Genomic DNA, 12,924 nt, shown 5'->3' with positions numbered 1-12,924 from the left:
CGTCCGAGGCACCCCGGGCGCCGGGGACGGCAGCGGAAGCGTCCTGACCGGCCGGGCCGCCCCGGCCGCCTTGACTGTCCTGATCGTTCCGGCCGCCCGGACCGCCCCGGCCGTCCGACGCGTCCGGAGCCGCGCTCGCGCTGGCGTTCGGCATCCCCGGGGCTCCCGGGGCGTCCGGGGTGCCCCGCCCGGGTGCGGACGGCGCGGGCATCACCGTCGTACCGGTGTCGGCGTCCTTGTCCCGTTCCGCGGCGGGCCGCGACCCGGCCGCGGCGGCCAGCGGAACCTCCAGCACGAAGGCGCTGCCCCCGGCACCCGGCACCTCGTGCGTCTGGAGCACACCGCCGTGCCGCCGGACGATGCCGCGTGCGATCGGACCGTGCACCGGGTCTCCCCCGGTGAACGGGCCGCGCACCTCGATCCGTACGCTCTCGCCGCGCTGCGCCGCCGCCACGACGATCGTCGAGTCGCCGGAGCCGCCGCCCGCCATGGTGTTGCCCGTCGAGTCGACGCCCGCGACGTCCGCGATCAGATGCGCCAGCGCCGTCGCCAGCCGCTGCCCGTCGACCTCCGCCTCGATCGGCGGGGCGTGCACGGCGAACTGCGCGCGGCCCGGCCCGATCAGCTCGATCGCCCCTTCGACACCGGCCGCGACGACCGCGTCCAGCGACACCGTCGCGCGCTCCAGCCGGTCCTGCCCCGCGTCGAGCCGCTGGTAGGCGAGGACGTTGTCGACGAGCGTGGTCATCCGGGAGTACCCGGCGGTCAGATGGTGCAGGATCTGGTTCGCCTCGGGCCACAGCTGCCCGGCCGGATCGGCCGCGAGCCCGCCCAGTTCGCCGCGCAGCTGCTCCAGCGGCCCGCGCAGCGACTCGCCGAGGACGGCCTGCAGCTGGGCGTGCCGGGCGGCCAGCGAGTCGTAGGGCCGCCGGTCGGTGAAGGTCATGACCGCGCCGACGAGCTGGTCGCCGTCCCGGACGGGCGCCGTGGTCAGGTCGACCGGCACCGGCCGCCCGTCCTTCGCCCACAGCACCTGCCCGCGCACCCGGTGCTTGAGTCCGGACTTCAGGGTGTCGGCGAGGGGCGAGTCCTCGTACGGCAGCGGGGTGCCGTCCGCGCGGGAGTGCTGTACCAGCGGGTGCAGCTCCTTGCCGCCGAGGTCGCTGGCGCGGTAGCCGAGGATCTGCGCGGCGGAGGGGTTGACCAGGACGACCTTGCCGTCGTTGTCGACGCCGACGACCCCTTCGGCCGCGGCCCGCAGGATCATCTCGGTCTGGCGCTGCTGGCGGGCCAGTTCGGCCTCGGTGTCGAGGGTGCCGGTGAGGTCCCGCACGACGAGCATCAGCAGTTCGTCGCCGGTGTAGCCGTTGTGGTGGTCGGCGTAGGCGGCCTCGAACGCGGACTCGTACGGTGTCCGGCCGTCCTCCAGGTTCGCGCTGGTCACCTCGACCGGGAACTCGGAACCGTCCGTGCGCCGGGCGACCATCCGGGTCGGCTTCGTGCGGCCGCCCTCGTCGTCCTCGTCCGGGCGGCGCATCGAGCCGGGGATGCGCTTGGAGTCGAAGGCGGGCAGCAGGTCGAGCAGGCCCCGGCCGACCAGGGCGGTACCGGGGGACTCGAAGGTCTCCAGCGCGATGGTGTTGGCGTTGACGACCGTGCCGTTGCAGTTCACGAGCAGCAGGGCGTCGGGGAGTGCGTCGAGTATGGCGGCGAGGCGAGCAGTGCCTCGGGATGGCCTGCTGCTCACGACGGCGCTTCCTTCCTGCTCACTGCATATTGCCGACAGACTCGGTCATCCTGCCGCGCGTCCGGTTGTCTGTCACTAGAGGGAGTCTACGGGCAGTGGTGCCGGGGGCGACGGCGGATGAGGGGAGGGCGGGCGATGACCTTGTGCGACTCGTGACACGTCCGCGTACGCCGGACATATCGCGCCGGTGCGGGTCATCGCGGCTGTTCCGCCCTCCCGTCGCAGGTCAACCGGTGACGTCCGGGAGCACCGGGAGCAGGTTGTCCCAGCGCGAGATCTCACAGCCGTTCGAACGGCTGAAACGTGCGTCCACGGGACGGCCCGCCCAGGTGCCGGTCAGCCGGGCGGTCGCCGGGCCGCCGTAGATCATGAGGCAGTTCGCGTCGGCGGGGACGGGGGCGAAGGGGTCGCGGCCGTAACGGGTGACCTCGTCGAGCCGGTCGCAGGCCGCCGGGGCGCTGCGGTGGGTGCCGCCGCGGGGGTGGCAGTCGAGGGTGTACGTGCCGTCGACGGCGCGGTTGCCGCTGCCTCCGATCGTGACGGTCAGCCGGTCCGACCCGGCCGGGGGCGCGGAGGGCGGGGCGGGGGCGGGCAGCGGGGCCGGCACGGGGAGCGGCAGCGCGCCGGCCGCGGGGGCGGCGGTCAGGACGGCTGTCGCGGCGAGCGCGCTGACGGTGAGGCGGCGGAACGGCATCGGGTTCTCCTGTGTGTTCTGCGGTGGAATGAGGGGGACGGGGCCGGCCGGCGCCTGCGGCTGCCGTGACTCCGGCGCACGGACCGGTCCGGTCCGGCGCCACTGCCCCGCCTGTATCAACGCTCGGCCCGCCGCCGCGTTGCGCAACCCAGCCGCGCCCGTACGCGCGAGCGGTTCCACCCGTCCGGCGGCCGCACCGGCCGAAGGGGGGAACGGGCGGCGTACGGGCACCTGGCGGGGCGGGACCTCGCGGGGCGGGACCGGACCGCGTGGGGCGGGACCTCGCGGGGAGGCGCCTCGGGGGGAGGGGCCACGCGCGGCGGGACCGCGCGGGCGCCGCCGGCCACGGGGAGCGAGCCGCGCCCCGGGAGTGAACCGCGCTCCCCGTGCCGAGCCGCGCCCCGGGAGCGAACCGCGCTCCGGGGATCCTCGGGCCGGGCCGGTGTGCGTTCGGCGGTGGGCACGGTTCCACCGCCGCCACGCCCGGCCCCGACCAGGGAACACTTTTGCTCTGCCGCACACGCGCCTTGTACCGTAGGGTGCGATTGGTCGCGGCCCGCAGGGCTGTGTCATCATCTGCACACACCACTCGCGGTTTCACGGGTGGGTGTGGAGGCTTCGCCTAGTCTGGTCTATGGCGCCGCACTGCTAATGCGGTTTGGGGTAACCCCCCATCCCGGGTTCAAATCCCGGAGCCTCCGCTCGATCTTCGCAAGATCACCGAAGCCCCGGCCGTCGGCCGGGGCTTCCGCCGTTCCAGGGGTCGCTTCCGGCGTTTTCCCAGGTCAGGCAGGGCGAGGGCAATGGATTTCGCCTCCGGCGGCCGGTCATGTAATGTTGTTCCCGCAACGCCGACCGGCGGAAATCAGCCGGGAAGACAAGCGCTCGTAGCTTAACGGATAGAGCATCTGACTACGGATCAGAAGGTTGCAGGTTCGAATCCTGCCGAGCGCGCACAGCTCAGAGGGCCCCTGGGAATCTCCCAGGGGCCCTCTGACATCAGCGGGTGACACCAGTGATGGTCCGGGGCCATCCATGCCTGCGCCGGCAGCAGCGGCTGTGGTCCACGCCCGACAGGGGCGGTGCGCGGCGTTCTCCGTCGATTTCCACGGGCGGGTGACTTCTGACCACGTCCCGTCCCAGGTGTCTCCTGCCGTCGTCGGCTGTGTCATGAGCCCGTAACCGCGCTTCCCCCGAGGTCGTGGTGCCGGTCAGGATGAAGACCGACCGAGCAACGACGCGGCCGCTCAGCCGGCGGGCTGCACCATGCACATCACCAGGGGGATCCGGACCATGCTTCGTACGAACCGCCGCAAGACCGTTCTCACCACTGCCGCTCTCATCGCGACCACCGCCCTGCTCACGTCCTGCGGAGGCAGTGACAGCGACTCGGGCGACCAGAAGTCGAACGGGTCCGCCTCCTCCTCGAAGGACGTGAAGGGCTCGACGGATAAGTCCGGTGCCGGTGAGGGCCGGGACGGCGTCGACGACACGAAGAAGCAGGCCGGTCGAGAGGCCGGTGGCAAGGGTGTCAGCGGTACCTGGTTCGGCACGGTTTCCTACTTGGCGCCGGGTAAGTACACGGTCAGTGACATGAAGGACCGGGAGCAGGCGTTCTTCACGTCCACGAGCACTGACATCCAGGGCACGGGGGACATTTGTGGTGATGCCGGTGGGCAGGCGGCGCAGAAGTGCAGTGAGGCTGAGCTGGAGGCGGCTGCGAAGAAGGGTGTCTCGGCGAAGGTGGAGATCAAGGACGGTACCGCCGTGAGCATCATCGACGACCACTGAGGCCACTGAGGCCACTGAGACGACTGCGGCTACTGACAGCCCGCTGCGACCACTGGCGTCGTCCCCGGCCCGCCGTCAGCTCCTCGCAGCCTGCTCGGCTCCGGACCCCGGCCTCGACCAGGTCGACGGCACAGTCCGGCCGGAGTGCCAGGGGCTCGACGGCCGGTTCCGGTGTGCCGCAGCGTCGCGGTGGCGGTCTCCAGGGGGAGCCGGTCTCGTCCCGGCACAGGGGTTCGCGTTCTTCGGAGCGTCGCGGCGGGTGCGGCCGGGCCGTGGCGGCCGTACCCGTCGTGGCGCCTTCGTGACCCTTCGCCGCCTTCGCGGCGCGTTCGCGGACCCGGTGGCGGCCCGGTGGCGGCCCGGGGGGCGGCCGGGCCCTGCGCCCCGGCGCCGCCCGCCGCCCCCGGCTTCATGTTCCCGCCGTCAGCGCCCCCGCCGCAGCAGCAGGTCGGCGACCACCGGCCGGTGGTCCGAGGCGAGCGTCTGCGGGACCTCCGCGCGGCGGACCCGGATGCCGTCCGAGACGGTGACGTAGTCGATCCGCTTCGCCGGGGTGCCGGCCGGGTAGGTGAAGCCGTCCCCGGCCGGGGCGGCGTCGGTCAAGGCATCCCAGAGCGGCGCCAGTTCGGCCGCCCCCGGCTCCGCGTTGAAGTCCCCGGTCAGCACCTGACGCGGGCACCGCCCGTGCCGGTCGCAGTCCTCGGCCATGATCCGCCGGGTGTCGGCGACCTGCGCCTGCCGCACCGACGGATCGGCCCGGTAGTCGAGGTGTGTCGTGTAGACGTGTACGGGCACGCCGTGCGCGCGCACCACGACCTCGCCGAAACCGGGTGCCGGCGCGGGCACCGGGTCGGGGTCCTGGGTGGAGAGCCGTGTGATCTCGTGGTTCTCGGCGCGCAGGACCGGGAAGCGGGACAGCACCGCGACCCCGAACTCGCGGCGCGGCGCCCCCTCCGCGGGCGGGTCGAGGCTGTAGATCGGCGCGAAGTACGCGTGCATGCCGAGGCTTTCGGCGAGTCCGGCCGTGAGGTCGCGCCATTCGCTGCGCGCACCCCAGTGGACGTCGACCTCCTGGAGGCCGATCACATCGGCGTCGAGCGCCCGGAGGGCGTCCGCCGTCCGCTCCGGATCGAAGACCCGGTCGGTCCCGGCGCCCGCCGCGATGTTGTACGTCGCCACCCGCAGCGGCACGGCGCGGCCGAAGCCGTCCGGGCCCGCGGCGGCCGGGTCCGCGTGCGCGGACGGAACGGCCGCCGGCCCGCCCAGCAGTCCGGCGGCGAGCAGCAGGGGGAGGATTCGGCGGCGCAACGACATCGGCACTCCTCGGGAGATCGACGCGGACCGGGTCCCGGCCCGGCGCGAAGACCGTACCCCCGGATGTGGCGTGACGTCGCCGGATGTACGGACACCGCCCGGTGTACGGGAAACGCGGCCTCGGCGGCGCTCCGCTGGGCAACGCGGGCCCGGCGGCGCCCCAGTGGACACGCGGCCCCGGCGGCGCCCGGCCGCCGAACGCGGCCACCTCGGGGCCCGGCTGCCGACGCGTCAGCGTCATCACCGGTCCGCACCCGCTGTGTCCCGGGTCGGCGGTGTGCGCGTGCCGGGGCCCGCCGCCGTCCGCCCGGCTCCGGTCAGGCTTCCGGCAGCCCGTCGCCCTGCACCGCCTGGATGTCCAGTTCCACCCGCAGCGTGGTGCCGATCGCCGCGACGCCCGCAGCGACGACCTGGTTGTAGTTGATCGCGAAGTCCTCGCGCCGGAGTTCCGCGGTCGCGCGGAAGGCCGCGCGCACCCCGCCCCACGGGTCGGGGCCGGTCCCCAGATAGGTCAGGTCCAGTTCGACGGGCCGGACCACCCCGTGCAGGGACAGCTCGCCGCGCACGGTCCAGTGGTCCGGCCCGGCCGGCTCCACCTCCGTACCGCTGTAGCCGATCTCGGGGAAGCGCTCGACGTCGAGGAAGTCGGGGGACTTCAGATGCCCGTCCCGCATGCCGTTGCCCGTGTCGATGCTGCCGGCGCGGATGACCGCGTCGACCGTCGACTTCCGGGTGTCCTCGGCGATCTCGATCCGGCCGGAGAAGTCGGTGAACCGGCCGTGCACGCTCGATATGCCGAGGTGCTGGGCGACCGCGGCGACGGAGGAGTGCGCCGGGTCCAGCGTCCAGACGCCGGGCGGCGGCAGTTCCACACCGCCCTGCCGGGCGAGCACGACCGTGCCGACGTCGGCCCGGCCGGAGGCGGTGACGATCGCCGTGGACGCGGCCGGGGCGTAGCCGACCGCCGTGGCGATGACCGTGTACGCGCCGGCGGGCAGGGCGTCGGTCCGCACCGTTCCGTCCTCGTCCGCCGTCGCCCGCGCGACCTGGTTGCCGGTCATGTCGGTGACGGTCAGGATCGCGTGCCGCACCGCCCAGCCGTCCCGGGTGCGGATCCGGGCCCGCAGTCCCGCGCCGGGCCCCGTGCCCGGTTCCGCGCCGCTGATGGTCATCAAAGCTCCTGTCCTGGTATGTGTCGGGTCCCGGCCCGGCGCCGTGGGCCGTCCCCTGCCCGCGGTCGGCACCGGGCCGGGACCCGTGGCCCCGGAGAACGGCGGGGGCGCACTCCGCTCGGTATGCGCCCCCGCCACCGGGGGGTCTACTCGTCCGGGTGGGCGAGTTCGATGTCGTAGCCGTCGACTCCTCGTCCGGCCACGGTCAGCGGGTTCGCCACCGGCGGGTAGCCGCTCGCGATGACGGTGTAGTCGCCCGCGTCGAGGTCGGTGAACGCGTACGCGCCGTCCGAGCCCGTCGTGGAGGTGGCGACGACGTTGCCCGCCGCGTCGATCAGCGTCACCCGCGCGTCCGGCAGCGGCCCGCGCTCCGCGCCCGCGCGGACGGTGCCCTGCACCTGCGCGCCGGACTGGAGCTCGAGTTCGATCCGGGTCGTGCCGTGCCCGGCGACCTCGACCGGCATGGCCAGCGGCCGGTGCCCGGCGGCGTTCACCGCGACGGTGAAGGAGCCGGTGACCAGGTCGCCGAACGCGAAGGCGCCGTTCGTGTCGGTCTTCCCGGTGGCCAGCACATCGCCCCGGACATCGGTGACGATGACCATGGCCTCCGGGACCGGACGGGCGTCGGCCGCGGAACGGACGGTGCCCGCGAGCCCGCTGGTGCCCGACAGCATCAGGTCGTAGCCGAGCGGCTGGTCGCCGACGACGACGGTGGACGCCTGCGGCTGGTGGCCCTCGGCGGACGCGATCAGGACGTACGAACCGGAGCCCGGGGCGTCCAGGGTGTACGTGCCGTCGGCGCGCGCCACCGAGCGGCCGAGCTGACGCCCGCTGAGCGAGATCAGCGTGACCGCGGCACGCGAGACGGGCGTGCCGTCCGCGTCGCGCACGGCACCGGTCACCGCGATGCCCGTACCGGCGGGCGCCCGCTCGGCCCGGCCGCCGGAGACGCCGTCCGCCTCGGCCGCGACGGCCCAGGACGGCTGGCGCGTGCCCACCGCGGCGGGCTGCCCGGCGTTGTCGCCGGCGGACCCGGTGGCCGTACCGACGTCGGTGGCCGTACCGCCGTCGGAGACCGTGCCGGTCGTGCCGTCGGTGTTCGCAGCGGATCCCGCGCCGCCGTTCGCGGCAGCGGCCTCGCTGTCGGCCGTCTCCTGGAGGCCGCCGGTGGTCTTCAGCGGCACCTCCTTGACGAACAGCACCAGCAGCAGGGCCACCAGCGCGATCGGGGCGGCGTAGAGGTAGATGTCCGCGATGCCGTGGCCGTACGCGCTCTCGATGACGGTACGGACCGGGCCCGGGAGCTTGTCCAGGTCGGGCAGTGCCCCGTCGCCGGAACCGGCGGCGGATCCGCCGCCCAGCTCGCTCATGCCGTCCCGGACGTAGTCGGTGATGCGGTGGCTGAGCACCGCGCCGAGCACCGAGACGCCGATCGCGCCGCCGAGCGAGCGGAAGAAGGCGATGACGGAGCTGGCCGCACCGAGGTCGCGCGGGTCCACCTGGTTCTGCGTGGCCAGCACGAGGTTCTGCATCATCATGCCGACGCCGAGGCCGACGAGCCCCATGAAGAGGCCGACGTGCCAGTACTCGGTGTCGTGGCGCATCGTGCCCAGCAGGCCGAGGCCCGCGGTGAGCAGCGTGGCGCCCGCGACCAGCCAGCCCTTCCAGCGGCCGGTCCGGGTGATGATGATGCCGGAGCCGGTCGAGGACAGGAACAGGCCCGCGATCATGGGGATGGTCATGACGCCGGACATGGTCGGCGACTGGCCGCGTGCCAGCTGGAAGTACTGGCTGAGGAAGATGGTGGCGCCGAACATGGCGACGCCGACGAACAGGCTGGCGAGCGCGGTGAGCGTGATCGTCCGGTTGCGGAACAGCCGCAGCGGGATGATCGGCTCGGACGCCTTCGACTCGACGAGGACGAAGATCAGCGCGAGTGCGAGGGCGCCGCCGACCATCGTGTACGTCTGCCAGGACATCCAGTCGTACTTGTCACCCGCGAAGGTCACCCAGATGAGCAGCAGCGAGGCCGCGGCGGCGATGAAGAACGCGCCGGCCCAGTCGACCTTCACCTCGCGCTTCAGCACGGGGAGCTTCAGGGTCTTCTGCAGCACGATCAGGGCGATGACGGCGAACGGCACGCCGACGTAGAAGCACCAGCGCCAGCCGAGCCACGAGGTGTCGGTGATGACACCGCCGAGCAGCGGGCCGCCGACGGTGGCGACGGCGAAGGTGGCGCCCAGGTAGCCGCTGTAGCGGCCGCGCTCGCGCGGCGAGATCATCGCGGCGATCACGATCTGGGTCAGCGCGGTCATACCGCCCATGCCCAGGCCCTGGATGGCGCGGAAGGTGATCAGTGTCCCGGGGTTCTGCGACAGACCCGCGCCGGCCGAGGCCAGCACGAATATGATCAGCGACGCCTGGATCAGGACCTTCTTGTTGGTCAGGTCGGCGAGCTTGCCCCACAGCGGTGTGGTCGCCGTCATCGTGAGCAGCGACGAGGTCACCACCCAGGTGTACGCGCTCTGCCCGCCGCCCAGGTCGGAGATGATCTGGGGAAGGGCGTTGGAGACGATCGTCGACGACAGGATCGCGACGAACATGCCGAGCAGCAGCCCGGACAGTGCCTCCATGATCTGCCGGTGGGACATGGGCGCGGCGTTTCCGGCGGGTGCGCCGTGCTTCGCCGTGTCCCCCCGCACACCGGCCGGTGTGGTGGTGGCCATTCGGTTCCTTTTCTTCTTCACGCTGGTGTTCGGCTGGTCGGGGCCTCGGGCAGCTGACGTCCGCCGCGCGAGCGGCAGTCGCCGAAGCTGTTGTGCAGCCGGGCGAGCAGTTCGGTGAGCCGGCCGACGTCCTCGTCGGACCAGTCCTTGAGGGTGTCGCTCAGCATGTCCACGTAACGGTCGGAGATCTCCCGGAGGAGTTCCGAGCCGGCCGGGCTGATGGACAGCAGCCGGGACCGCTTGTCGAGCGGGTCCGGCTGCCGTTCCAGCCAGCCGCGGTCCGCGGCGTGGGCGACGTGCCTGCTGGTCACGGACATGTCGATGGTCAGCAGCTCGGCGAGCCGGCTCATCCGCATCTGCCCGTGGTGGTGCAGCAGCGCCAGTACGGCGGCCGAACCGGACGAGCACTCCTGGGGGAGGCTGCGGGCGAGGTCGCGCTTCACCGCGCCGACCCCTCTGAGTTGGCGGGCCAGCTCCTCGTACTGACTCTGCTCGGCCACGACACCTCCGTCATTAAGTTGCTTAGAGCAACGATAGAAGCTGTTGGTTGCTGAAGGCAAATGAATGGGTCGGGTTCAGGGTAAAGGACGGCAAAAGCTTCCCCACATGCCGGGTCAAGTGCTCTGACCCGGGCTTTTGCGCACGCGGGCCCGCGGGCAAGCGCAGCGGACCGGTTACCCGGGGGTTGGGGCGGAACCGCCGGTTCGCTAGGGTCCCGCCCATGACGAACAACCCCCACGGTCCCGCGGGCAACCACGACCCGGCCGGCAGCACCCAGATGTTCCGCGCCTTCGTCGACGAGGGCGGTCCCCAGCGGCAGGCGGCCCCCGCCGCGTCCCGCCCCCGCACCGGGCTGATCGCCGGTGTCGTCGTCGCCGTCGTGGTCGTCGCCGCGGTGGTCTGGCTCGCCCTGTCCTGAGCCGGGGCGCGGGGGCGGCGGGCCGGACCGCGTCCGTACGCCGATGCGCGGTGCCCCGGTAGCGGATGCCCGGTGCCCGGTACCGGTGCCCGGTGCGGGCGCGCCTGTTGTGGCGCCTGCTGTGTGCCGTCCGCCGTGAGCGGCCGGCGGCTGTGCCGTGTGTGCCGTGAGCTGTCGGCGGCTGTGCCGTGTGTGCCGTGAGCTGTCGGCGGCTGTGCCGTGTGCCGTGAGCGGTCGGCCGGTGTGGCCGGTGTGACGCCGACGCCACGAGCCGTCCGCCGGGCGAGACCCGCTGTGCGCGGCATCCGGGGGGCATACCCGGGTGGCTCCCCGTGCGCCGTGGCCCCGTGCGCCGTGGCTCCGCGGCGTCCCGGTGCGACGCCTCCGTGAGCGGCGACCGTGAACACACGCGGCCGCCGCGTCGCCGTGCCCTCCCCGGTGCCGTGCCCGGCGCGGTGCCGTGAGTGCCGTGAGTGCCGTGACGATCGGTGCGGGAAAGCCGGGCGGACCGCTGTCCGCGGCCTTCCGCCGTTGCTGTGACGGGCGGCGGCCGGTGTTCCCGGCCGCCGCCCGTCAGTGCTCGCTCAGTCCGTCAGCTCTTGTCGCTCCTCGGCTGTTTCTCAGCCGCTCCTCGGCCGCTCCTCGGCCGCTCCTCGGCCGCTTCTCGGCCGCTTCTCGGCCGCTTCTCGGCCGCTTCTCCGTCAGTCCTCCGCGACCAGGCCCTCGCGCAGCTGGGCGAGGGTGCGCGTGAGCAGCCGGGAGACGTGCATCTGCGAGATGCCGACCTCCTCGCCGATCTGCGACTGCGTCATGTTCGCGAAGAAGCGGAGCATGATGATCTGCCGCTCCCGGGGCGGGAGTTTGGCGAGCAGCGGCTTGAGGGACTCGCGGTACTCCACGCCCTCCAGCGCGGTGTCCTCGTACCCCAGCCGGTCCGCGAGGGAGCCCTCGGCGCCGTCCTCCTCGGCGGCGGGGGAGTCCAGCGAGCTGGCGGTGTAGGCGTTGCCCACGGCCAGACCGTCGACGACGTCCTCCTCGGAGACGCCGAGCCGGGCGGATAGCTCGGCGACCGTCGGGGAGCGGTCGAGCTGCTGCGCGAGTTCGTCGCTGGCCTTCGTCAGCGCGAGCCGCAGCTCCTGGAGCCGGCGCGGGACCCGCACCGACCAGCTGGTGTCGCGGAAGAACCGCTTGATCTCGCCCACCACGGTCGGCATGGCGAACGTCGGGAACTCGACGCCGCGTTCGCTGTCGAACCGGTCGATCGCCTTGATCAGGCCGATGGTGCCGACCTGGACGATGTCCTCCATCGGCTCGTTGCGGCTGCGGAAGCGGGCCGCGGCGTACCGGACGAGAGGGAGGTTCAGCTCGATCAGGGTGTCGCGGACATACGTCCGTTCGGGACTGTCCTGGTCGAGGGTGGCCAGCCGCAGGAAGAGGGAGCGGGAGAGGGTGCGGGTGTCGATGGCGGCGCAGTCGTCGGAAACGTGCGGTGCGTCGTTGATGAGCACCTTCGAGCTGCCCAGTTCTACGGACATGCCACCCCCTTGAGGATGCGGACGGGTCGCAGCGGCCTTCCCCGGATGAGGAATGCAGCCTTCACCTGAATACCGGAACAGGAGCCGCGCCAAACGCGGTTCCAGCAGAATGTCACATGTCGGCAACACGCTGTAGCGCCTTGTCGATTTATTAGTGCAGGAAGCAGCCCGGAAGATCCCTCTTTCCGGCTATGTGTCGATTCGATTTGCGGATCGGAGCCGGGCGAAGCTCCGGGACAGCAGCCGGGACACGTGCATCTGCGAGACCCCGAGCTCCGCGCTGATCTGCGACTGCGTCAGGTTGTTGTAGTAACGGAGCATCAGGATGCGCTGCTCGCGCTCCGGGAGCTGGACGAGCAGATGCCGTACGAGGTCGCGGTGCTCCACCCCGGCCAGCGCCGGGTCCTCGTAGCCGAGCCGGTCGACCAGCCCGGGCAGCCCGTCGCCCTCCTGCGCGGCCTCCAGCGAGGCGGCGTGGTAGGACCGGCCGGCCTCGATGCAGGCGAGCACGTCCTCCTCCGGGATCTTCAGCCGCTCGGCGATCTCCGCGGTCGTCGGGGACCGGCCGTGCAGCACGGTCAGGTCCTCGGTGGCCCCGTTCACCTGCACCCACAACTCGTGCAGCCGGCGCGGTACGTGGACGGTGCGCACGTTGTCCCGGAAGTACCGCTTGATCTCCCCGATGACGGTCGGCATCGCGAAGGTGGGGAACTGCACGCCGCGCTCCGGGTCGAACCGGTCGATGGCGTTGATGAGGCCGATGGTGCCGACCTGGACGACGTCCTCCATCGGCTCGCTGCGGCTGCGGAAGCGGGCGGCGGCGTACCGCACGAGGGGGAGGTTCACCTCGATCAGGGCGCTGCGCACGCGGGCGTGCTCCGCGCTGCCCGGGGTGAGCCCGGAGAGCTGCTCGAAGAGGACCTGGGTGAGGGCACGGGTGTCGGCGGCGCGCTTCTCCCGGGCCCGGCCGGCGTCGCTCCGGAAGGGCGTCACGGGTGCAGTGCGGGCCGAAGCGGTCATGCCACC

10 protein-coding genes and 2 tRNA genes are annotated in these 12,924 nt (G+C 72.6%); 4 read left to right on the top strand and 8 right to left on the bottom strand.

Annotated features, from left to right (window positions below):
• On the bottom strand, positions 1–1,747 hold a 1,747-nt coding region (locus GCU69_RS12515), incomplete at its 3' end, for a PAS domain-containing protein (protein ID WP_156206057.1).
• Positions 1,748–1,973: 226 nt separating this feature from the next.
• Positions 1,974–2,441: an SSI family serine proteinase inhibitor gene (locus tag GCU69_RS12510; protein ID WP_156206056.1), complete on the bottom strand. Its 468-nt coding sequence runs from the start codon at positions 2,439–2,441 to the stop codon at positions 1,974–1,976.
• Positions 2,442–3,052: 611 nt separating this feature from the next.
• Between GCU69_RS12510 and GCU69_RS12505 the strand changes: the two genes are divergently transcribed.
• The 3 genes from GCU69_RS12505 to GCU69_RS12495 all read left to right on the top strand — a co-directional run bounded on the left by GCU69_RS12505 (position 3,053) and on the right by GCU69_RS12495 (position 4,232).
• Positions 3,053–3,142 (top strand) — tRNA-Ser (locus GCU69_RS12505).
• A 180-nt stretch (positions 3,143–3,322) separates the two neighbouring features.
• A tRNA-Arg gene (locus GCU69_RS12500) sits at positions 3,323–3,395 on the top strand.
• Between the two features lie 339 nt (positions 3,396–3,734).
• Entirely contained in the window at positions 3,735–4,232 is a 498-nt protein-coding gene (locus tag GCU69_RS12495) for a hypothetical protein (RefSeq protein WP_143671173.1), read from the top strand.
• A gap of 423 nt (positions 4,233–4,655) precedes the next feature.
• Here the strand turns inward: GCU69_RS12495 and GCU69_RS12490 are convergent, their stop codons facing one another.
• The 4 genes from GCU69_RS12490 to GCU69_RS12475 form a co-directional block, all read right to left on the bottom strand.
• Positions 4,656–5,546 carry an endonuclease/exonuclease/phosphatase family protein gene (locus tag GCU69_RS12490; protein WP_156206055.1) on the bottom strand — a complete coding sequence of 297 codons (891 nt, stop codon included), beginning with the start codon at positions 5,544–5,546 and terminating at the stop codon, positions 4,656–4,658.
• Positions 5,547–5,863: 317 nt separating this feature from the next.
• Positions 5,864–6,718 (bottom strand): YceI family protein, encoded by an 855-nt coding sequence (locus tag GCU69_RS12485; RefSeq protein WP_156206054.1) that lies wholly within the window; start codon positions 6,716–6,718, stop codon positions 5,864–5,866.
• A 146-nt stretch (positions 6,719–6,864) separates the two neighbouring features.
• Complete coding sequence (locus GCU69_RS12480) at positions 6,865–9,444, bottom strand: MFS transporter (protein WP_098752976.1); 2,580 nt, start codon at positions 9,442–9,444, stop codon at positions 6,865–6,867.
• A gap of 17 nt (positions 9,445–9,461) precedes the next feature.
• Positions 9,462–9,944 (bottom strand): MarR family winged helix-turn-helix transcriptional regulator, encoded by a 483-nt coding sequence (locus tag GCU69_RS12475; protein ID WP_098752977.1) that lies wholly within the window; start codon positions 9,942–9,944, stop codon positions 9,462–9,464.
• 221 nt (positions 9,945–10,165) lie between these two features.
• Here GCU69_RS12475 and GCU69_RS12470 point away from each other — a divergent pair, with 221 nt between their 5' ends.
• Entirely contained in the window at positions 10,166–10,363 is a 198-nt protein-coding gene (locus tag GCU69_RS12470) for a hypothetical protein (protein ID WP_098752978.1), read from the top strand.
• A gap of 701 nt (positions 10,364–11,064) precedes the next feature.
• Here GCU69_RS12470 and GCU69_RS12465 read toward each other — a convergent pair.
• Complete coding sequence (locus tag GCU69_RS12465) at positions 11,065–11,898, bottom strand: RNA polymerase sigma factor SigF (RefSeq protein WP_098752979.1); 834 nt, start codon at positions 11,896–11,898, stop codon at positions 11,065–11,067.
• Between the two features lie 189 nt (positions 11,899–12,087).
• Complete coding sequence (locus GCU69_RS12460) at positions 12,088–12,918, bottom strand: RNA polymerase sigma factor SigF (protein ID WP_098752980.1); 831 nt, start codon at positions 12,916–12,918, stop codon at positions 12,088–12,090.
• Positions 12,919–12,924 lie beyond the last annotated feature (6 nt).

Source organism: Streptomyces lycii (assembly GCF_009735685.1).
Classification (GTDB): Bacteria; Actinomycetota; Actinomycetes; order Streptomycetales; family Streptomycetaceae; genus Streptomyces; species Streptomyces lycii.
This window is presented reverse-complemented; position numbering and strand designations above follow the sequence as displayed.